The sequence below is a fragment of the Mesorhizobium sp. WSM3873 genome (genome assembly GCF_001672445.1).
Classification (GTDB): Bacteria; Pseudomonadota; Alphaproteobacteria; order Rhizobiales; family Rhizobiaceae; genus Mesorhizobium.
Window position 1 is genome coordinate 14,773 of record NZ_LYTM01000057.1, and the last position, 20,471, is coordinate 35,243.

The following is a 20,471-nucleotide window of genomic DNA, read 5'->3' on the forward strand; positions in this document are numbered from 1 at the left end:
GATCCCGCCAGTCGCATGGTCGGCTCTGGCGGTCGAGCGCATGCTTTGGATATGAGCTGCGACATTCACGACACCGGCGGGGCACCGATCATCATAGGCGCTGGCGTGGCAGGCCTGATGACGGCGCTTCACTTGGCGCCGGAGCCGGTCGTGCTTTTGTCCAATGCGCCGCTCGGAACCGGAGCCTGCAGTGCGCTCGCCCAAGGCGGCCTAGCGGCAAGTCTCGGCGGCGAGGACGGCCCTGAACTTCATCTTTGCGACACACTTGGAGCCGGTGATGGGCTCTGCGACGAGGCGACGGTGCGGCGAGTTGTCCGAGCTGCGCCCAAAGCGATCAAGGCCCTCGAAGACTTCGGCGTCGCCTTCGACCGCTACTCTGACGGGCAGTTGCGGCTCGGGCTCGAGGCGGCGCACTCTCATCGGCGGATCGTTCATGCTGACGGGGACGCCACGGGTCGCGAGCTGGTCCGCGCGCTCATCGCCGCGGTGCGGTGCACAGCCTCGATCACCGTCCTGGAAAATTTGGAGGCTCGCCGGCTCGTCGTGGAAAACGGGGCAATCATCGCCGTGCTCGCAATGTCGCGCACCGGCACGATCGTCTTGCCCACACGCCGGGCGGTGCTGGCAACCGGCGGCATCGGCGGCCTGTTTTGCGATACCACGAATCCGCCTGGCTCATGCGGGCACGGGCTGGCACTCGCCGCCTGGGCCGGGGCGGAGTTCGCCGACTTGGAATTCGTGCAGTTCCACCCGACCGCGCTCGAGGGTCCGCGCCGACCGATGCCGCTAGTGAGCGAGGCGGTTCGCGGCGAAGGCGCAGTGCTCATCGACGAAGCAGGAGAACGCTTCCTGGCTGAAACGCCGGGCGGCGAGCTTGCACCTCGCGACGTGGTCGCGCGTGCGGTGTGGCAGCAGATAACTGGCGGGCACCGCGTGTTCCTGGACGCCCGGCAATGCCTAGGCCCGAGATTTGGCAGTCGCTTTCCGGCCATAGCCCGTTTGTGCCGCGAGGCAGACGTCGATCCCTCCGTCGATCCGATCCCAGTACGCCCGGCAGCCCATTATCACATGGGCGGCGTTGCTGTTGACGCGGCCGGCCGCAGCTCCGTCGAGGGATTGTGGGCATGCGGCGAGGTCGCATGCACCGGCCTGCACGGCGCTAACCGCCTCGCCAGCAATTCGCTCACCGAAGCTGTGGTCACCGCGAGCTGGGTTGCTGAAAGCGTTGCCGGCACATCTCACGCCAAACGGCGGCGCGTATGTTCCACGTTTGTGCCTGCGCGGCCAGATCCTTCCTGCATCCGCCCGATCGTCTCCACCGCACTGGGCATCATTCGGGACGGCGACTCCCTGCGCGAGGCGGTAGCGAACTTACTGCCGATCGCGGCTGGCAACGAGGCCGCATCCGAACCGGCGTTGGTCGCGCTCATGATCGCCATGGCGGCGGTGAGGCGCCAAGAGAGCCGTGGTTCGCACTTCCGCACTGATTTCCCCTGGCGCGATGCAGAGGCGTGCCCCGCCCGGCTGACACTGCGCGGCGCAATGCAGGGCGCGCTCGCACTTGGGTGGCAGGCACGGACACGGAGCACCTGACATGAAACCATTCGCACCCCTTCCCTCGACCGTTATTGAACCGATCGTGCGCGGTGCCCTGCTGGAAGACCTGGGCAGATGCGGCGACCTGACCAGCGATGCGGTGATCCCGGACGATTGCACGGCCACTTTGATGCTCAAGTCGCGTGAGACGGGAATCGTCGCCGGCCTCGATCTGGTTGCGTTCGCCCTGCTTCTCGTCGAGCCTGCGATCCAAATGCAAATCTGGCGCCCCGACGGCAGCGATATCGCGGCCGGCGAGATCATCGCCAAGGTGTGCGGACCGGCGCGTGGCCTGCTCACGGCCGAGCGCACCGCGCTTAACTTCCTTTGCCGCCTGAGCGGCATAGCGACGGCCACAGCCGCTATGGTCGAGGCTGTGCGTGGCCATAAGGCAAAGATCGTATGCACAAGAAAAACGACGCCCGGTTTGCGCGCCCTTGAGAAATACGCCGTACGTGTCGGCGGCGGCGCCAATCACCGTTTCGGGCTCGATGACGCCGTGCTGATCAAGGACAACCACATCGCCATCGCCGGCGACATTCGCACGGCAATAGAGCGAGCGCGCGCCGCCGCGGGCCATATGGTGAAAATCGAGGTTGAGGTCGATACGCTGGAGCAGCTCGATATAGCGCTCGCGCTGGGAATCGACGCAGTGCTGCTCGACAATATGTCGGTCGAAGATCTTGCGCGCGCCGTGGCGACGGTCGATGGCCGCGTCATCACCGAGGCTTCCGGTCGGGTGACACCGATCACGGCCCCGGCAATCGCGGCGACCGGAGTAGATCTCATCTCCGTCGGATGGCTGACACACAGCGCGCCGATTCTCGACATCGGCCTCGATATGCCGGCCCACGGGCACGGCTGCAACCTGAACTGATGGAAACGAAAAAGGAAGGGCTAGCAGCCTCGGAGCTGCAGGCGCAGACAAGGTGCTGCAAGAGTCTGCGCCCCGTTGGGCCCGCGCGCATTGCGCTGATCGATGGCTCATGTGGGAACAGGCTCGCCGGCCGACAGACTGCGGCATGCGTTCGTGGACGAGAAACAAAGAATTTTTGACGATGACGATTGGAAAGAAGTGGGGATGAACAAAGCCCTGGAACCGATGGACGGAGTGCTGGCGCGATGGAACCGCAAAGATGCCGAGGCCATCTACGGCATGCCATTCAACGATCTGCTCTTCCTGGCCCAGACCATCCATCGGCAGAACTTCGATCGAAACCGTGTGCAGCTCAGCCGGCTGCTGAGCATCAAGACCGGCGGCTGTCCGGAGGATTGCGGCTATTGCAGCCAGTCTGCGCATCACGGAACTGGCCTGAGAGCGTCGAAGCTGATGGAGGTCGAACGTGTCATCGCCGAGGCGGCCAAGGCGCGTGAGGCCGGCGCCACGCGCTACTGCATGGGCGCTGCCTGGCGAAACCCCAAGCCGCGCGACATGGACGCTGTCGTGGCGATGGTCGAGGGGGTCAAGGCGCTCGGTATGGAGACCTGCATGACTCTCGGCATGCTCGATCTTGAGCAGGCCACCCGTCTAAAACAGGCAGGCCTCGACTACTACAACCACAACATCGACACCTCCGAGCGCCATTACGGTGGGGTCGTCTCGACCAGGACCTTCGCCGACCGGCTGGAAACGCTTGAGCATGTGCGCGAGGCCGGCATGAAGGTCTGCTGTGGAGGCATTGTGGGGATGGGAGAGGAAAAGGCCGACCGCATCGACATGCTGATCACGCTCGCAAATCTGCCTGAGCCGCCCGAAAGCGTGCCGATCAACATGCTGATTCCGATCGATGGCACGCCGCTCGGCCAGTCCGAACCCATCGATCCGATCGAGTTCGTCCGTACCATTGCGCTGGCCCGCATCTTGATGCCGAAGTCCTATGTAAGGCTCTCCGCCGGTCGCACCGGTATGACCGACGAGACGCAGGCGCTGTGCTTTTTTGCCGGCGCCAACTCGATCTTCGTCGGGGACACGCTGTTGACCGCGGACAATCCCGGCGAGGACAAGGACAGGCTTCTATTTCAGCGTCTTGGTATCGAGCCGATGGAACTCGGCACGCAATGAACGAGGCACTTCTTGCCCGGTATGACGCATCCTTGCGTGGACTGGCGCGCAAGGACCGGCTCCGGACGCTTGCACCGCGCGCCGGGCTCGACTTCTCGTCGAACGACTATCTCGGACTTGCCGCCTCCAAGAGACTTGGCGATGCAGTCGCAGGGGCGATCGGACGGGGCACGCCGGTTGGCGCCACCGGCTCGCGGCTGTTGCGCGGCAATGCACCGGAACACGAGGCACTGGAGGCGGACGCGGCAGCATTCTTCGGCGCCGAACGCGCACTGTTCTTCGGCAGCGGCTACATTGCCAACTTCGCCCTGCTGACGGCGTTGCCGCAGAAGGGCGACCTGCTGGTCCTCGACGAACTCGCCCATGCCAGCATGCATGAGGGGGCACAGGCCGGACGCGCCGAGTTCAAGCTGGCTGCGCACAACGACGTTGGTGCTGTCGAGGACGCGATCACACGCTGGCGCGCCGAAGGCGGCGTGGGGCGCGTCTGGATCGCGGTCGAAAGCCTCTACAGCATGGATGGCGATTGCGCGCCGATGGAAAGCCTCGTCGCGCTTGCCGATCGGCACGAGGCATTCATCGTCGTCGACGAGGCGCATGCCACCGGCGTCTGGGGACCGGATGGTCGGGGGCTGGCTGCCGCTTTCGAGGGCCGCGACAACATCGTCGCGCTCCACACTTGCGGTAAGGCGCTTGGCGCCTCCGGCGCGCTCGTCACCGGGCCTGGAGTGCTGTGCGATTATCTCGTCAATCGTTGCCGGCCATTCATCTATGGCACCGCGCCATCGCCGCTGATGGCGGTCGCGGCGCGCCAAGCGCTGGTGATCGTATCCGAGGAGCCGATGCGCCGCGCTCAGTTGCACGAACGCGTTGCTTTCGCCGGCGAGCAATTGGCCGAGCGCTGCGGCGTGACGCCCAGCGGCTCGCAGATCCAGCCGTTTGTCATCGGCGACGTCGCCCGCACGATGGCGGTAGCGGCAGCCTTGCAAGGGCGCGGTTTCGACATCCGCGGCATTCGTCCGCCGACCGTGGCCGAGGGAACATCGCGCCTGCGCATTTCACTGACGCTCAATGTCGGCGAGGCCGAAATTTCGGCCATGGTCGAGGCCCTCCTCGAGGTGTTGGCGACGGTATGACCAAGCGCCTCGTCGTCACCGGAACAGGCACCCGAATAGGCAAGACGGTGTTTTCGGCGGGAATCGCCGGCTTGCTCGATGGCTACTACTGGAAGCCGGTGCAATCAGGCCTCGACGAGGAGACTGACAGCGAGGTCGTTGCCCGGCTTGCCGGCTTGCCGTCGGGGCGCGTCCTGCCGGAGGCCTATCGCCTAAAAAGCCCGCTCTCGCCGCATCGCTCCGCCGAGATCGATGGTGTTGCCATCGAAGCGGCGGATCTTGCCTTTCCGGTTTTACCGACACCGCTCGTAATCGAAGGCGCCGGCGGGCTGATGGTGCCGCTCAATCGACAGACATTGTTCATTGATATATTCGCACAGTGGCGGCTGCCGGTCATACTGTGCGCCGGCACCGGGCTCGGCACGATCAACCACACCTTGCTCTCGATAGAAGCGCTGCGGGCCCGTTCCATCCCGCTCCTCGGCATCGCCTTCATCGGCGAAGAGGTGGCCGATACCCAAAGGACAATCGTGGAGTTGGGCGGCGTGCAACAGCTCGGCAGGCTGCCAGACCTCGATCCACTCACGGGTGAAACGCTGCGAGACGCGATGGTTGCCGGCTTCGACCTTGCCCTGATCGCCGAAGGCCAATGATGCCCCAGTCTCGAGTCTGGCATCCGTTCACCCAGCACGCGCTCGAGCCCGCGATCCCCGAAATCGTGCTGACGGAAGGCGCCTATCTCCACAAGGCCGACGGCGCGCGCATTCTGGATGCCATTTCCTCTTGGTGGGTCGTGACCCATGGCCACCGTCATCCTCGCATAATGAAGGCCATCGAGACGACTGCGGCGAGCCTCGACCAGATCATCTTCGCCGGCTTCACCCATGAGCCGGCCGAACGCCTGGCCAGGGCGCTTGCCGGCCTCGCACCGGCCGGCCTCGACCGGGTGTTCTATTCCGACAGCGGCTCGACCGCCGTCGAGGTCGCGCTGAAGATGGCACTCGGCTATTTCCGCAACATCGGCGCGCCGCGCTCGCGCATCGTCGTCATGGAGCACAGCTATCATGGCGACACGATCGGCACGATGAGCGTCGGCGCCCGCGGCGTCTTCAACGTCGCCTACGAGCCCTTGCTGTTCGAGGTCGACACCATCCCCTTCCCGGCCGCCGGTCGCGAGCAGGAAACGCTGGATCGGTTCGAGGCTGTGATCCGCGACCGGCCCACCGCCGCCCTAATCGTGGAGCCGCTGGTACTCGGCGCCGGCGGCATGCTGATGTATCCAGCCTGGGTTTTGGCCGAATTGAAGAGGATCGCCGAAGCCTCAGGCACACTCTTGATCGCCGATGAGGTGATGACCGGCTGGGGGCGCACCGGAACCATGTTCGCCTGCGAGCAGGCGTCCATCTCTCCTGATATCCTGTGCACCTCGAAGGGCTTGACGGGTGGTGTCATCCCGCTGGCCGCCACCCTCGCCACCGACGCCATCTTTCAGGCTCACTATTCGACGGACCGGAAGAAGACCTTCTTTCACTCGAGCTCCTACACCGCCAATCCGATCGCCTGCGCGGCAGCACTTGCCAATGTCGAGATCTGGCGTGACGAGCCGGTGGATCAACGGATCGCGGCCTTGAGGGTGAAGCAGGCCGTTGGGCTGCAACGCTTCCGGCAAAATCCATATTTCATCGACTGCCGAGTGACCGGCACGATCGCGGCCCTCGATCTGCGCACCGGCTCTGCCGGCTATCTGGCCGAGATCGGGCCAAAACTGCGTGCATTCTTCCTGAAGCGCGGCATGCTCGTGCGCCCGCTCGGCAATGTCCTCTACCTGCTGCCGCCCTATTGCATCACCGGCAACGAGCTGGACGGGCTCTATGACGCCATCGAGGAGGCCGGCGAACGTTTCGGGGCGAGGCTATGAGCCGATCGTCGTGCCTTCTCGGGTTCGGTCACCATGCGCCCGCGCACAAGGTGGAGAATTCGGAAATCGAAGAACGTCTCGGGCTTGAACTCGGCTGGATCGAGCGGCGCACCGGGATACGATCGCGGTTCTGGGCAGCGGACGAAGACACGCTGTCGGGCCTTGCCGCCTCTGCCGGTGACATGGCGTTGGCGAATGCCGGCCTCGACCGCAGCGAAATCGGCCTGCTGTTGCTCGCCACCTCGACACCCGACCACCTCCTGCCACCAAGCGCGCCGCTGGTCGCACATCGGCTGAGGCTCAGCCGAGCCGGCGCGATCGACCTGACCGGCGCCTGCGCCGGCTTCATCTATGCGCTGATGTTCGCGGACGGCTTCACCCGCCTGCACGGCAAAGCGAGCCTTGTCATCGCCGCCAACATTCTCAGCCGCCGCATCAATCCTGCCGAGCGCGCCAGCGCCGTGCTGTTTGCCGATGCCGCCGGCGCCGTGGTGATCGGTCCTTGCGAGGACACGGACCAGGGCATTCTTGGCGCCTTGGTGAATTCCGACGGTTCGGGCTACGGGCTGATCCAGATTCCCGCCGGCGGAAGCAACACGCCGTTCCATGGCGGCCTCGATCTCGAGCAGACACGGATGACGATCACCGACGGCCGTGAAGTGTTCGCCAAGGCGGTGGAGATGATGACCGCATGCTCGCAGGACGCACTCACTGCTGCCCGAATGCGGCCGCAGGACATCGATTGGTTCGTGCCACATCAGGCCAACGCCCGCATTTTCGATGTGGTCGGGAGGAATCTCGGAATAGCGGATCAGGCAATCGTCAAGACGATCGCCGAGTACGGCAACTCTTCCGCCGCGACCATCCCGCTCTCGCTGTCGCTCGCCCACCGGACGCAGCCGTTTCGGGCACGCGAAAAGATCCTCCTTGCGGCGGCGGGCGCCGGTCTCACCGGAGGCGCCCTCATCCTCGGAATTTAGCGGTAGGACGGCAATGAACAGGATTGGCCACGAATGACACCAGCAACACGGGCCCAATGCGAAAAATTACTCGCCGGCAAGTTACATGCGCGCCGGCTCAGTGAACGAGAGCGATCACCTGCAGCCAATTCTTGTCGAGCAGGGATGATCGGCGAGGCTACTTTGCTGGGCGAGGAGTTGGTGGCGTCAGTCCAGGAGAGCGGAGTATCCGAGCTCATGCGTGCCCTCTTCATTGCGATGAAGTCATCCTAATCGATATGTCGGCCCTTCTGATCCATTGATCAACATCCTAACGGCAGTAGTGGCAGCCGTGAATTGAATAAGCGGCCCCTCGAAGGCGTAAATCGTCATGCAGTCCGAAAAAAATGCACATCTGCCTGTCTCAACAACGCTCGCCCCTTTTCGAAACCAGGTGTTTCGCTCGATCTGGACGGCCACACAAATATCCAGCCTCGGGTGGCTCGTGCAATCGGTCGCCATCAGTTGGCTGATGGCCACGATTTCCGCTTCGGATCTGATGGTTGCACTCGTACAGGCCGCATCGACCTTGCCGGTGTTCTTCCTCTCGATCTTAGCCGGAGCCATCGCCGACAACTTCAGCCGCCGATGGGTGATGTTTGCGGGGCACTGCCTGATAGCATTGGCGTCAACGACGCTGACGATTTCCGTGGGTCTGGGATTTGCCGGTCCCTGGCTAATTCTAGGATTAGGTTTCCTGGCCGGCTGCGGCTTTGCCTTGAATGATCCGGCCTGGCACGCTTCTGTTGGCGATATCCTTCACAAGCGCGACATCCCGGCTGCGGTGACGCTTATGTCTGTCGGATACAACATTGTGCGCAGCGTCGGTCCGGCTTTGGGGGGCGTGGTCTTGGCATTTTTTGGACCGCTGGCCGCTTTCGCGTTGGCAGCGCTGAGCGATCTGGCGCCGCTAACGGCAATATGGCGCACTAGATGGAATGTTCGCACGTCACCTCTCCCTCGTGAGCGAATGACGATGGCAATTCATGACGGAGTGCGCTTCACCGTCATGTCCTTGGAAATCAGGGCAGCGATTGCCCGGGCGACCCTTTTCGGGTTGGCAAGCATTTCCATCCTTGCGCTGCTCCCGCTAGTCGTCCGGGATCAGCTGAAAAGCGGCCCAATCATCTACGGCATCTTGCTGGCCGGTTTCGGCATGGGTGCTTTCATCGCTGGCATGAGCAACAGTTTTCTTAGGCGGATCACGTCTCAAGACAGGCTGGTGTCGTACGCCTCTGTTGCTTGTGCAGCATGTTGCCTTTCCCTTGCCCTCACATCGTCAGTCGCGGTGGCGGCCATTTCGCTGGCACTCGGTGGCGCGGGTTGGCTTATCACATGGACGGGCATTGACGTTTCGGTGCAGCTGGCAAGCCCAAGGTGGGTCGTTGGGCGCACACTGTCGATCTACTACGCCTTGAGCGCAGGCGGGATGGCGGCCGGCAGCTGGATCTGGGGTACTGTCGCACAGAACTACTCCTTAGGCTGGGCTTTGGAGGGTGCCGCGGGCGCTCTGTTGCTCGTTGCGGCGGCGGGAATACTGTTGCCGGTTCGTCCATGGGAAGAAACGGATCAGGAGAGTTCGGATTTTCACCCGCCGGAGCTGGCACTCGAGTTGAAGCCCAGGAGTGGCCCCATAGTGGTCAAGGTCGAGTACCTTATATCCGAGGAGAATATCGAGACCTTTCTGGGCTACATGCGCGCAAGGCGCCATGTTCAGAGCCGTGCCGGTGCGCGAAACTGGACACTCCAGCGCAATCTTCAAACGCCTTCGATTTGGACAGAGACATTCCGCACGCCAACCTGGATGGACTTTCTTCGCCTGAATCATCGGCTCACGGCAGCGGATAAGGAAGTCGGCCAGCGTCTCCTGGCGCTGCATGATGGAGAGCGTCCTCCGATCACAGTGCTTTCGATTGAACGAACGACCGAGGCAGCTCGTACCCATGCCTCAACAATCGTTTCTCGTCCTCCGAGGTGACGTGATCACGAAGGCAATCGCATCGTGCATTGGGACTTGCCGCGCCGGTCGACTTCAAGCGGCGCGAAGGCCGCATCGCCAGCAGGCGAGGCTAATGCGACTCCGCAGTGGCGCCAAGTGAGTCGCACGGGGTGTGAACAATTGCGCCGAGAATTCGTCTGTGCCGCTGCAAGACGGAACGGCCCGTGCTTGGCACTACCCGGATGTATGCGGCACCGGGCTCCCGCCTGACATACCGAGCGGCGGCGCCGAAGGTATCTCGACCCGAGGCTTCACAGCGAACAAATGCTGACGGTATCGAACCAAAGTGTCACATATCGAACATACGAAGCGGCCCGAAACGTCTGCTTTTCGTGCTCTGCCTGACCCCCAAAACAAAAAAGAAGAGAGCGCGACGAAGTTGCGCCGGGCATTTAGGTGTCGGCGCGAGCTACCTCTCTGTATGGCACGTCGCTTGCTGCTGTGCATCGAACGCCGACGCGCAACCCACAAATCGCAGAGATAAATAATGGCAATTCGTTCAGAAGTGCTGAATCCTAAATGAATGAGTTTGCTGGGCAATAAGCGTTTTGCCTTCCTCCGAGCCTGGCACAGGTCCATTATGCTCACCCGTTATACAGACAGTGAACGGCAAAGAACATCTGTTTATTGTATAAGCCTTTGAGCACATTCCTCTTTACACATAGAAACGTTCGACACTATCGCTTGAGGCGTTTCAACGTTACACGGGAACTCATCTTGATGATTCCGCCTTTCAAGCTTTGAATGGAGAGCCCGAATGAACGTAAGCAGCCTTCTTCGCTCAGTTGCGGCCCTGATCTCCGTTTCCGTCGCTCGCGCGGCGGACGAAGTCTCCGCACCGGACCCGACCGAATACGTCAAGATTTGCGACGTCTACGGTTCGGGCTACTTCCATATCCCCGACACCGAGACCTGCCTGCGCATCGGCGGCTACATCCGTTATGATGTCGGCCTCGGCGATGTCCGATCGTATGACGGGGCAAGGACCACCGATGTGAGAACTGGCGAGGCTCAGGGCACCTGGCGAAACAACACGCGTTTCACGTTCAAAACTTGGACGCGCCAAGAGACCGAACTCGGCGCACTGAAGACCTATACTGAAAACCGCGTGAATTTCGGCAACCGCAACGCTTATTCGGGTCCGGACAGTCCTCAGAACTATGGCTTCAACAGCGGCGTCAAGTTGACTTCCGCCTGGATCCAGCTTGGTGGCCTCCGAGTTGGTAAGGACGGGTCGGCCTTCGACACGTTTACAGGCTACGCCGGGAACGTCCTCAATAACGCCCTCGTTCCATACGGCGACTTCGATACCAACGTGGCCCAGTATTACTTCGATGCCGGTAATGGCTTTTCGGCTCTGGTTTCACTTGAACAAGGGGCGGGTGTAGTCGGTACTATCGACAGCCATGTTCCGCACGTCGTCTTCGGCGTAAAACAGACGCAGGGCTGGGGCGCGATCACCGGCGTAATCGCTCGTGACAGCAACTACGATGCTTTAGCCGGCAAGGTCCGCGTCGATATCAATGTCACAGATGACCTGTCGCTATTCGGAATGTTGGGCTATGGCTCCATTGGCATCCCCAACGATGACCCAACCAATGCAATCGCCGCTCACAGTCGCGGCTTCTACAAAACTTGGAGCGGCAACTGGGCTTTCTGGGCCGGCTCCACTTACACACTCGACGAGAAAACTTCATTCAACCTTCAGGTCTCGGGCGGTCAGTTCAAGAACTATGGTGTGGCCGCAAACGTCGTCTACACGCTCGTTGCCGGTTTCACGGCGACGGCCGAAATCGACTACGACCACTACGACAATTTCGGCATCGGCATGGTCGACCCTTCGAACGTGAATTCGACGAAGGCTGACAAAAAAGACAGCGTCGGCGGCATCCTCAGTTTCCAACGCTCATTCTAATGGATGAAAATCTCTCGGTGGTCGATTGCTTGACCAGTCCCGATCATCAACCGAGGTGCCGAGCGCAATCTGTCACCGTTTTGCTCACGGTTGTTCGGTCATGACTGAAATGGCCAACCTGCAGGAGCGGCTATAGAGCGCAATCCTCTTCACTTCGCTTGACAAGATAGGGCCCGCCCGTCCAATCTGAGGCATTCACCAGGGGAGTCCCGGCAAGGGGCTGAGATACTGCTGGCTTTCGCGGCGCAGTGACCCGTTGAACCTGATCCAGTTCATACTGGCGTAGGGACGGTGCAAGCGCTTTGCGGGAGTCTATGCCCGAGGTCCTGTTTCGGCAGGGCGACCAAAGCGTCTTTTCATCCTTCCGGCACAGAACTGGGTCTCCAATGCATGAGCAAAGGAGCCTCAAGATGAATGCCCTTACCCCAACCGTGTCGACGGAACCGCTGCCCGCCTCACGCAAGATCCACAAGCAAGGCAGTGTCCACCCGCAAATCAGGGTGCCGATGCGCGAGATCTCCGTCCATCCGACGGCCGGCGAGCCGCCCGTCACCGTTTACGATCCGTCCGGCCCCTACACCGACCCGGCTGTTGAAACCTGCATCGAAATGGGCCTTGCCCGCCTACGCCAGGAATGGATCCTGGCTCGCGGCGACGTCGAGGCCTATGACCGCCGTCACGTGCGGCCGGAAGACAACGGCTTTGCGACCGGCGAGCGGCTGACGCCGGAATTTCCGATCCGCAACCGGCCGCTGCGAGCGAAGTCCGGCAAGGCCGTGACGCAGCTTGCCTATGCGCGCGCCGGCATCATCACGCCTGAAATGGAGTTCGTCGCCATCCGCGAAAACCTCGGCCGCGAAATGCTGAGCGGCAAGCTCGAGCGCGATGGCGAGGCCTTCGGCGCCGCGATCCCCGACTTCGTCACCCCGGAATTCGTGCGTGACGAGGTGGCGCGCGGACGGGCCATCATTCCAGCCAACATCAACCACCCGGAAAGCGAGCCGATGATCATCGGCCGCAATTTCCTGGTGAAGATCAACGCCAATATCGGCAATTCCGCCGTCACGTCGTCGATGGCCGAGGAGGTCGAGAAGATGGTGTGGGCGATTCGCTGGGGCGCCGACACGGTGATGGACCTCTCGACCGGGCGCAACATCCACAACATCCGTGAATGGATCGTGCGCAATTCGCCGGTTCCGATCGGCACGGTGCCGATCTACCAGGCGCTGGAGAAGGTCGGCGGCGTAGCCGAGGAACTGACCTGGGAGGTGTTCCGCGACACCCTCATCGAGCAGGCCGAGCAGGGCGTGGACTATTTCACCATCCATGCCGGCGTGCGCCTGCCCTATATCCCGCTCACCGTCGACCGCGTCACCGGGATCGTGTCGCGCGGCGGCTCGATCATGGCCAAGTGGTGCTTGCATCACCACAAGGAGAGTTTTCTCTACGAGCATTTCGAGGAGATCTGCGACATCGCCCGGGCCTATGACGTGGCGTTCTCGCTCGGCGACGGCCTTCGCCCCGGCTCGATCGCCGATGCCAATGACGCGGCCCAGTTCGCCGAACTGGAAACGCTCGGAGAGCTCACCAAGATCGCCTGGGCCAAGGACTGCCAGGTGATGATCGAAGGGCCCGGCCACGTGCCGATGCACAAGATCAAGCAGAACATGGACAAGCAGCTCGCGGTTTGTGGCGAGGCGCCGTTCTACACGCTTGGGCCGCTCACCACCGACATCGCGCCCGGCTATGACCACATCACATCGGGCATCGGCGCGGCGATGATCGGCTGGTTCGGAACGGCGATGCTCTGCTACGTCACGCCGAAGGAGCATCTCGGCCTGCCCGACCGCGATGACGTCAAGACGGGCGTCATCACCTACAAGATCGCCGCGCATGCCGCCGACCTCGCCAAGGGCCATCCGGCCGCCCAGGTCAGGGACGACGCGCTGTCGAGGGCTCGTTTCGAGTTCCGGTGGGAGGACCAGTTCAACCTCTCGCTCGATCCCGAGACGGCGCGCGCGTTCCACGACGAGACCTTGCCCAAGGAAGCGCATAAGGTGGCGCATTTCTGCTCGATGTGCGGGCCGAAATTCTGCTCCATGCGCATCTCCCACGACATCCGCGCCGAGGCACAGAAAGAGGGCATGGCGGCGATGGCGGCGAAATATCGCGAGGGCGGCGATCTCTATGTGCCGGCGGGCGAGGCCGGCGCACCGCTCATGCCGGAGGCGCATGAGCCATCATGAGGGTGCTGGTCAAAGGGGCCGGCGTCGCCGGCCTCACCGCAGCCTTCGAGCTCGCCACGCGCGGCGCGGCGGTGACGGTTGCCGAGACAAGACATGCCCTCGGCGGCAATGCGTCGTGGTTCGCCGGCGGCATGCTGGCGCCATGGTGCGAGCGCGAAAGCGCCGAGCAGGCGGTGCTCGATCTCGGACGCGATGCCGCCGACTGGTGGGATACGGCGACGCCAGGCCAGGTGACGCGGGCCGGAACGCTGGTCGTGGCCGCACCGCGCGATGCGGGCGAATTCGACCGGTTCGCCAGCCGCACGTCGGGTCATCGGCGCTTCGATCAAGACGAGATCGCGTTGCTGGAGCCCGACCTCGCTGGCCGCTTTCGCCGCGGATTGCTCTTCCCCGATGAAGCCCATCTCGACCCGCGCCAAACGATGGCGGCACTTCATGACAGGCTCGCGGCGATGGGCGTCCAATTTCGCTTCGGCGCCGATGCCCGGCACATTTCCGGTTTCGATCGCCGGATCGCCTGCACGGGAATGGCGACGGACGACGACCGGCTGCGTGGCGTTCGTGGCGAGATGCTGATCCTGCGCACGTCTGATGTCTCGCTGTCACGCCCAGTCCGGCTGCTTCATCCGCGCTTTCCGCTCTACGTCGTGCCGCGCGCCGACCACCATTTCAAGGTTGGCGCGACGATGATCGAGTGCCAGTCCGGGGGACCCATCACGGTCCGTTCGACGATGGAGTTGCTCGGCGCGGCCTGCGCGCTCCATCCGGCGTTTGGCGAGGCCGAGATCCTTCAAACCGGTGTCGGGGTCCGACCGGCTTTTCCCGACAATCTGCCGCGCGTCGAAACGAGCGGAGGCACCGTCACGATCAACGGGCTTTATCGCCATGGCTTTCTCCTTGCGCCCGCCATGGCGCGGCAAGCAGCCGAATTTCTCTTCAGTCACGACGAACCCGTGGAGTTTACACATGAAACTGATCGTCAACGGCGAAGCGCTCGAGATTACGGCGACAACCCTGGCGGCGCTGCTTGAGGCGCTCGACTATGAGGGCGATTGGCTCGCAACGGCCGTCAACAGCGACCTCGTGCACAAAGCCCATCGGGTGGAATTCCATTTAAGCGACGGCGACCGGATCGAAATCCTCTCGCCCATGCAGGGAGGCTAGCGATGCTGGAGCTTTTCGGGACGACGCTTACCTCTCGCCTGCTTCTCGGAACGGCGCAATATCCGTCGCCAGCCATCCTTGCCGATGCGGTCAAGGCGTCGGGCACATCGGTGGTGACCGTCTCCTTGCGGCGGGAGATGGCGGGCGGCAAGGCCGGCGAGAAATTCTGGGCGCTGATCAGCGCGCTTGGCACGAAAATCTTGCCCAACACCGCCGGCTGCCATTCCGTCAAGGAAGCGGTCACGACCGCGAAGATGGCACGCGAAGTGTTCGGCACGAACTGGATCAAGCTCGAAGTGATCGGCAACCACGACACGCTGCAGCCGGATGTGTTCGGCCTGGTCGAGGCGGCGCGCATCCTCAATGAGGACGGCTTTTCGGTATTCCCCTACACCACCGACGACCTCGTCGTCGCCGAACGGCTGCTTGAGGCGGGCTGCAAGGTCCTGATGCCGTGGTGCGCGCCCATCGGTTCGGCGCTGGGGCCAGTCAACATCCCGGCGCTGCGCTCGATGCGCGGGCATTTCCCCGACGCTCCATTGATCGTCGACGCGGGATTGGGCCGGCCATCACATGCCGTGACCGTGATGGAACTCGGCTTCGATGCGGTGCTGCTCAATACGGCGGTCGCCAAGGCTGCCGACCCGGTCGGCATGGCGCGCGCATTCGGCAAGGCGGTGGAAGCCGGCCATGAGGCGTTCCGCACGGGAATGCTCGAGCCGCGCGAGGTCGCTATGCCATCGACGCCGACATTCGGCAGGGCTGTTTTCTCATGAAGCTCGATCCCTTCTACCTGATCGTCGACAGCGCCGCCTGGATCGGGCGCCTGGTGCCGCTCGGCGTCAGGCTGGTGCAGCTCCGCATCAAGGACGTGGACGAGGACAGGCTGCGTGTGGAAATCCGCAACGCAAAAGCCTTGTGCGCCCGACACGATTGCCAGCTCATCGTCAACGACCATTGGCGGCTGGCGATCGAGGAGGGCTGCGACTTCGTCCATCTCGGTCAGGAGGACCTGCACAGCGCCGACCTCTTGGCGATACGCGCAGCCGGCATTAGGCTCGGGCTCAGTACGCATGATCATGCCGAACTGGAAACGGCGATGGCCGCCGGGCCCGACTATGTTGCGCTAGGCCCCGTCTACCCCACCATCCTGAAGGCAATGATATGGGCACCGCAAGGCCTTGAACGGATCGGCGAATGGAAGCGCCAGGTCGCGCCGATCCCCCTGATCGCCATCGGCGGCCTCAATGCTGACCGGCTCGACGGTGTTTTTGCAGCTGGCGCCGATAGCGCCGCGGTGGTCACCGACATAACTTTGAATTCCGATCCCGAGACGCGGACACGGGAATGGATCGCAAGGACGGAGCGATGGCGCTGAGACGGGAACCGCACGTCCTTGTCGTTGCTGGATCGGACCCAAGCGGGGGTGCCGGACTTGCCCGGGATATCGAGACGATCTGTTCCATTGGCGTGCGCACCTGCCTGGCCGTCACCGCGCTGACGGTGCAGACGCACGAGGGCGTTGCGGAGATACACTGTTCGTCGCCAAGCCTGGTGGCCGGCCAGATGCGCGCCGCGCTGCAGGCCAACCACGTGGCGGCCGTCAAGATCGGCATGCTGGCGACGGGCGGGACAGTGGCTGCCGTAGCCGCCGTGCTGCGCGAGAATCATCACGTGCCGGCGGTGCTCGACCCGGTGCTGGCCTCGACCTCGGGCCGGGCGCTGCTGGACGCCAATGCCATCAGCGTCATGGAGCGTGATCTGATGCCGCTTTGCCGCCTGGTCACCCCCAACCTCATCGAGCTGGCGCTGCTTGTTGGCACCGAACCGGCAGCGGGCGAGGACGGCGTGCTGGAACAAGGACAAAGACTGCTGGCCGCCAAGCCCCAGGCCGTGCTGATCAAGGGCGGCCACGCTTTCGGACCGCGATCAACTGACATTTTGTTGCGCTCCGATCAGGAACCAATCCGTTTCGACGCACCGCGCCTTGTCGCGTCGATGCGGGGAACAGGGTGCATGCTGGCCAGCGCGGTGGCGGCGCATCTGGCGAAGGCGAAGCCGCTTGAAGATAGTGTGCGCGAAGGCAAGCTGTTTGTTTTCGAGAAGCTGCAGACGAGGGCGGCCACCGTGCCAGCTAGGGTCAGGACTCATTGATCCAGAAGATGAAGGCTGCAGCGAAGGCGATCGCCGACAGGAAGGTGTGAGCACATCGCTCGTATCTGGTGCGGATGAGTCGCCAGTCTTTGAGGCGTGCGAACATGTTCTCGACCCTGTGGCGTTGTCGGTATAGGACAGGATCGTAGCTGTGCTGAACACGATGCTTGGCATGGGGTGGGATACAAGGCGTGATGCCGCGCTCGACGAGCGCCTGGCGGAAGGCCGCTGAACTGTAGGCCCGATCGGCCAGCAGGACGTTGGCGCCGGGCAAATCCTCGATCACTGCTGCCGCAGTCTTGTGATCATTGGCCTGACCTTCGCTCAGATGCAGCAGCCGGGGACGTCCGTTGCCGTCACAGGCGGCAGCGCGATGCACTTTGAGATGGGTGGCATCGATCATCAGATTGTCCGTTTTGCCACCCTGCGCGGCCAGTTCCGCCAGGATGCGGTTGAACACACCCAGCCGACTCCAGCAGATGAAGCGGTTGTAGATGGTCTTGTGCGGACCATAGTCGGAAGGGACATCTCGCCAGCGAAGGCCATTGCGGATCACGAACAGTATGCCGCTCAGCACCCGGCGGTCATCTACACGCGGCACACCGTGCGACAAAGGAAAATAGGGCTCGATCCGGCGCATCTGCTCCGGCGTCAACATCAGCAAATCACTCAAGGCAGCACCTCCTGCCACCTTGAATCACCCAACAGATATCAAAACAACAAATTAATGGGTCCTGACCCTAACGAGCAGCTCTGACCAGCCTCTCAGCAAGTCTTGTCTTTTGAGCTATGATCTCTGATCCTTCAGAGGAAAGGTGGCCGCTGTCTCGGTAGAGGGATTTGCCGTCAATCTCGGTTCTGCATTTTGTGTCGTCGCACAGAAAGTCGTGGTAAGAGACAACCTCTACGTCCGATTTCACAGCCACTTGGTTCAAGAGTTCAAGAGTGCGAGATCGCATCCGGCGATAATCAGTGACATAGATTTGGCAATCACTGTGCCGCCCCAGCAAAAGATTTCCTCTCCCCTTTCGCTCAAGGCAGTCGCCGATATCGAAGCCTGCGACTGGCGGGGGAGCAAGTACGACCACTCGCCTGCCCAAAGCGCGAACGGCCTCAATGAGAGACTTGATACCGTCAACGGCTCCATCTACCGAAGTGTCAACTTCCGTGAATGTCTGGTCACGCCTCTTAAGCAGCATGAAGTCTTTGGAGTCCGGGGCGTCAAATGGGCTCGAAATGACAACGGTCTTTATCTCCGGCCGCTTTTTCAGGATACCCAAAACACTGTCATTGAAGCGAATACAGTCCTCGGCGAAGGAGGGAGACGCTATGCGCTTGAACGCAGCAACGCCGATGGCGGGGAAGCACCCGCTCATTGTGAGTTGAGCCAGGCCGGCCTCTCCGATCGTCTTGGCCAAGCCGGGAACCAGCGCCATGGCAAATGAATCGCCCCAGACCAGCAATTCGGGCCTGTCCGTCGTCTGGCAGGCCCCTGGAATGGCCTGGGGAGGCGATCCAGATGTGAAATCACATTCCCTTGCCAGGCCGTAATTGATCCGTCGGCTCTCGGAAAAGCCAACCCCACTTTCAGCTGCGCCAATGCCGACTGACGATGCGAAGCCGAGAAGAACCGTTGCGGCAAGGAGTCCTGACGCCATCCGTCCACGAGATGCGAAGAATCCCTGCCGAAACGGCTTTTCCACGAAACGGTGAAGAACCAAGCTTGCTACAACTGAGAAGGCAACCGCCGCATAGATCGCAAGCGGGGGAGGCTCTGCCAGCCAAGCAGCCCGCACATATACAAGCACCGGCCAATGGACCAGATAGAGCGAGTACGAAATATCCCCGATCCTCGCCATGCTTCGAACCGCCACATTATCCCTACTGGGCGACAGCAGGAGGATCAGGGTTGCCAGGCAAACCAAAGCGGCATCCACGATCGGATTCTGCGAACCAAGTCCAATGGGAATAAGGAGGATAAGCACGAGCGCCGGGAGGCGCAGCGCCGCAAACTTGGTCGCCACGCGAGAGCTGGCGGGAAGCAATGCCCCGAGCGAACCAATCGCTATTTCCCAAAAGCGGGTCGGCATAAGATAGAATGCAGCGTATGGGTGACGAATTGCCACGTAGAGACACAGGGCGAGGCTGGCAACTAGGAGCAAACTAATCGCTGTGAGCCGCCATCTCTTGGGAGCCAAGGCCAAAAAAGCGGGAAGTAGCAGATAATACTGTTCTTCGACAGCGAGCGACCAGAAATGCAGGAGAGGCTTCGTTTCGGCGGATTCGCCGAAATAGGCCGCCTGATTCCAGAGAACGATATTGCCGGTGAATGTGAGCGCCCCGAGGACTTGACTTCGGAAGTCTCCCAGACCCACATCTGATAGGAAGAAGGGTGCAGCGATCGCCGTGAGCGCAATGACCACATAGGCCGCAGGCAACAGGCGCTTCGCACGACGATAATAGAATTCCCAAAAGCTGAACCGTGACTGCTCAAGCTGGGTCGCGATGAGGCCGGTGATCAGAAAGCCCGAAATTACGAAGAAAATATCCACGCCGAGATAACCAAACGGCGCGATCTGGGTATGAAAAAGAACAACCAGCAGGACAGATAGACCCCGCAAGGCCTGGACATCGGCTCGAGAGTCTCGCGGCATAGAAAACCTGATGAAATTCAATTTGCCTTGTACAATCATTCGCTGGATCGATTTCGGCAGATCTGCCGGCACTCGCCCATAATATAACTAAGAAGGTTGCCGGCTGCAGGTGTCGGCGATACTTGCGTTCCGTTATTGTTGTCTTTCTAATGGAGCATGCCCGCCAATTCGTATAATCGATTGTTTGAATGCCATACATCCAGGCTCTGGATCGCTCGGTCCCTTTGGCTCGACCCTTTGACGGAGGGTAAAATTAAGGTGATGCAACACTCGGCAACCTCCCCAACGGCAAGAATGCGCCGACCTTGTCGCGCGCAAGCCGTGCTGGGTCATCGGATAGGGCTGCCCGCCGTGACGCAGTTGATCGCCTTTAGCCGGCCGACAGTCAGAAACAGCACCGGAGATTGGCGCCGCCAGACCGGCCCCGCCTGCCACAGGAACTCCAGTCCTTGCGCACCCTGCAGCGAAACCAGACATCGACAAGCTCATACTACCGTGCCCATGCCGAGAGCAGCGGCCGGAAGCGGCGAGGGCAGGCATCGGCTGCATCAAACACCACGGCAGGCGCGTCACCTCTCGACCGGAGGCAGACGAGCGACTGATACAGTCACATGAACGATGCTTTCCGAAGGCCATCTTCGACACTCTCG

The 20,471-nt window shown here is 61.9% G+C and carries 17 protein-coding genes, 1 pseudogene and 1 riboswitch; of the genes and pseudogenes, 15 read left to right on the forward strand and 3 right to left on the reverse strand.

All coding sequences use genetic code 11. The features are described 5' to 3' along the window. The first annotated feature begins 51 nt into the window (after window positions 1-51). The 15 genes from A9K71_RS28590 to A9K71_RS28660 all read left to right on the forward strand — a co-directional run bounded on the left by A9K71_RS28590 (window position 52) and on the right by A9K71_RS28660 (window position 17,167). Complete coding sequence (locus tag A9K71_RS28590; protein WP_067003799.1) at window positions 52-1,593, forward strand: L-aspartate oxidase; 1,542 nt, start codon at window positions 52-54, stop codon at window positions 1,591-1,593. 1 nt (window position 1,594) lies between these two features. Beyond that, window positions 1,595-2,473, forward strand: a complete 879-nt coding sequence (nadC, locus tag A9K71_RS28595; protein WP_067003801.1) for a carboxylating nicotinate-nucleotide diphosphorylase — start codon at window positions 1,595-1,597, stop codon at window positions 2,471-2,473. Window positions 2,474-2,677: 204 nt separating this feature from the next. Further along, complete coding sequence (bioB, locus tag A9K71_RS28600) at window positions 2,678-3,658, forward strand: biotin synthase BioB (RefSeq protein ID WP_067003803.1); 981 nt, start codon at window positions 2,678-2,680, stop codon at window positions 3,656-3,658. Beyond that, window positions 3,655-4,794: an 8-amino-7-oxononanoate synthase gene (locus tag A9K71_RS28605; protein WP_067003805.1), complete on the forward strand. Its 1,140-nt coding sequence runs from the start codon at window positions 3,655-3,657 to the stop codon at window positions 4,792-4,794. Before bioB ends, A9K71_RS28605 begins: the two co-directional genes overlap by 4 nt. Next, the gene (bioD, locus tag A9K71_RS28610) at window positions 4,791-5,426 is read left to right on the forward strand and encodes a dethiobiotin synthase (RefSeq protein ID WP_067003807.1); all 636 of its coding nucleotides are present in this window, start codon (window positions 4,791-4,793) and stop codon (window positions 5,424-5,426) included. Before A9K71_RS28605 ends, bioD begins: the two co-directional genes overlap by 4 nt. Further along, the gene (locus A9K71_RS28615; protein WP_067004164.1) at window positions 5,426-6,691 is read left to right on the forward strand and encodes an adenosylmethionine--8-amino-7-oxononanoate transaminase; all 1,266 of its coding nucleotides are present in this window, start codon (window positions 5,426-5,428) and stop codon (window positions 6,689-6,691) included. The genes bioD and A9K71_RS28615 overlap by 1 nt, the downstream gene beginning before the upstream one ends. Further along, the gene (locus tag A9K71_RS28620) at window positions 6,688-7,671 is read left to right on the forward strand and encodes a beta-ketoacyl-ACP synthase III (RefSeq protein WP_067003809.1); all 984 of its coding nucleotides are present in this window, start codon (window positions 6,688-6,690) and stop codon (window positions 7,669-7,671) included. The genes A9K71_RS28615 and A9K71_RS28620 overlap by 4 nt, the downstream gene beginning before the upstream one ends. 349 nt (window positions 7,672-8,020) lie before the next feature. Beyond that, window positions 8,021-9,667 (forward strand): MFS transporter, encoded by a 1,647-nt coding sequence (locus tag A9K71_RS28625; RefSeq protein WP_067003811.1) that lies wholly within the window; start codon window positions 8,021-8,023, stop codon window positions 9,665-9,667. A 778-nt stretch (window positions 9,668-10,445) separates the two neighbouring features. Beyond that, a complete protein-coding gene (locus A9K71_RS28630) occupies window positions 10,446-11,603 on the forward strand; it encodes a porin (RefSeq protein ID WP_067003813.1) in 1,158 nt (385 codons plus the stop codon). 190 nt (window positions 11,604-11,793) lie between these two features. Then, window positions 11,794-11,910, forward strand: a riboswitch (TPP riboswitch). Between the two features lie 103 nt (window positions 11,911-12,013). Next, window positions 12,014-13,849 (forward strand): phosphomethylpyrimidine synthase ThiC, encoded by a 1,836-nt coding sequence (gene thiC / locus A9K71_RS28635; protein WP_067004166.1) that lies wholly within the window; start codon window positions 12,014-12,016, stop codon window positions 13,847-13,849. Beyond that, window positions 13,846-14,880, forward strand: coding sequence for a glycine oxidase ThiO (thiO, locus tag A9K71_RS28640; protein WP_067003815.1), 1,035 nt, complete (start codon window positions 13,846-13,848; stop codon window positions 14,878-14,880). Before thiC ends, thiO begins: the two co-directional genes overlap by 4 nt. Beyond that, on the forward strand, window positions 14,816-15,013 hold the full coding sequence (thiS, locus tag A9K71_RS28645) for a sulfur carrier protein ThiS (RefSeq protein WP_067003817.1): 198 nt from the start codon (window positions 14,816-14,818) through the stop codon (window positions 15,011-15,013). Before thiO ends, thiS begins: the two co-directional genes overlap by 65 nt. A gap of 2 nt (window positions 15,014-15,015) precedes the next feature. After that, window positions 15,016-15,789, forward strand: coding sequence for a thiazole synthase (locus A9K71_RS28650; RefSeq protein ID WP_067003818.1), 774 nt, complete (start codon window positions 15,016-15,018; stop codon window positions 15,787-15,789). After that, on the forward strand, window positions 15,786-16,391 hold the full coding sequence (locus A9K71_RS28655; protein WP_067003820.1) for a thiamine phosphate synthase: 606 nt from the start codon (window positions 15,786-15,788) through the stop codon (window positions 16,389-16,391). Before A9K71_RS28650 ends, A9K71_RS28655 begins: the two co-directional genes overlap by 4 nt. Then, a complete protein-coding gene (locus A9K71_RS28660) occupies window positions 16,382-17,167 on the forward strand; it encodes a hydroxymethylpyrimidine/phosphomethylpyrimidine kinase (RefSeq protein ID WP_067004168.1) in 786 nt (261 codons plus the stop codon). The genes A9K71_RS28655 and A9K71_RS28660 overlap by 10 nt, the downstream gene beginning before the upstream one ends. On the opposite strand, the gene A9K71_RS28665 is transcribed toward A9K71_RS28660, so the two are convergent. The 3 genes and pseudogenes from A9K71_RS28665 to A9K71_RS32765 all read right to left on the reverse strand — a co-directional run. Next, complete coding sequence (locus A9K71_RS28665) at window positions 17,154-17,840, reverse strand: IS5 family transposase (protein ID WP_082980757.1); 687 nt, start codon at window positions 17,838-17,840, stop codon at window positions 17,154-17,156. The genes A9K71_RS28660 and A9K71_RS28665 overlap by 14 nt on opposite strands. 67 nt (window positions 17,841-17,907) lie before the next feature. Next, on the reverse strand, window positions 17,908-19,860 hold the full coding sequence (locus A9K71_RS28670; protein WP_280940584.1) for an acyltransferase family protein: 1,953 nt from the start codon (window positions 19,858-19,860) through the stop codon (window positions 17,908-17,910). 279 nt (window positions 19,861-20,139) lie between these two features. Continuing rightward, window positions 20,140-20,294 (reverse strand): annotated as a pseudogene (locus A9K71_RS32765) (aldose 1-epimerase family protein); the annotation flags it as partial. Between the last annotated feature and the right edge of the window lie 177 nt (window positions 20,295-20,471).

Excerpts from the sequence above, each read along its gene's own strand:
- thiS (WP_067003817.1), top strand. The coding sequence starts at position 14,816 with ATGAAACTGATCGTCAACGGCGAAGCGCTCGAGATTACGGCGACAACC.
- thiO (WP_067003815.1), top strand. The coding sequence starts at position 13,846 with ATGAGGGTGCTGGTCAAAGGGGCCGGCGTCGCCGGCCTCACCGCAGCC.
- A9K71_RS28590 (WP_067003799.1), top strand. The coding sequence starts at position 52 with ATGAGCTGCGACATTCACGACACCGGCGGGGCACCGATCATCATAGGC.
- A9K71_RS28655 (WP_067003820.1), top strand. The coding sequence starts at position 15,786 with ATGAAGCTCGATCCCTTCTACCTGATCGTCGACAGCGCCGCCTGGATC.
- A9K71_RS28650 (WP_067003818.1), top strand. The coding sequence starts at position 15,016 with ATGCTGGAGCTTTTCGGGACGACGCTTACCTCTCGCCTGCTTCTCGGA.
- A9K71_RS28670 (WP_280940584.1), bottom strand. The coding sequence starts at position 19,860 with ATGATTGTACAAGGCAAATTGAATTTCATCAGGTTTTCTATGCCGCGA.
- A9K71_RS28615 (WP_067004164.1), top strand. The coding sequence starts at position 5,426 with ATGCCCCAGTCTCGAGTCTGGCATCCGTTCACCCAGCACGCGCTCGAG.
- bioD (WP_067003807.1), top strand. The coding sequence starts at position 4,791 with ATGACCAAGCGCCTCGTCGTCACCGGAACAGGCACCCGAATAGGCAAG.
- bioB (WP_067003803.1), top strand. The coding sequence starts at position 2,678 with ATGAACAAAGCCCTGGAACCGATGGACGGAGTGCTGGCGCGATGGAAC.
- A9K71_RS28625 (WP_067003811.1), top strand. The coding sequence starts at position 8,021 with ATGCAGTCCGAAAAAAATGCACATCTGCCTGTCTCAACAACGCTCGCC.
- A9K71_RS28605 (WP_067003805.1), top strand. The coding sequence starts at position 3,655 with ATGAACGAGGCACTTCTTGCCCGGTATGACGCATCCTTGCGTGGACTG.
- A9K71_RS28630 (WP_067003813.1), top strand. The coding sequence starts at position 10,446 with ATGAACGTAAGCAGCCTTCTTCGCTCAGTTGCGGCCCTGATCTCCGTT.
- thiC (WP_067004166.1), top strand. The coding sequence starts at position 12,014 with ATGAATGCCCTTACCCCAACCGTGTCGACGGAACCGCTGCCCGCCTCA.
- nadC (WP_067003801.1), top strand. The coding sequence starts at position 1,595 with ATGAAACCATTCGCACCCCTTCCCTCGACCGTTATTGAACCGATCGTG.
- A9K71_RS28660 (WP_067004168.1), top strand. The coding sequence starts at position 16,382 with ATGGCGCTGAGACGGGAACCGCACGTCCTTGTCGTTGCTGGATCGGAC.
- A9K71_RS28620 (WP_067003809.1), top strand. The coding sequence starts at position 6,688 with ATGAGCCGATCGTCGTGCCTTCTCGGGTTCGGTCACCATGCGCCCGCG.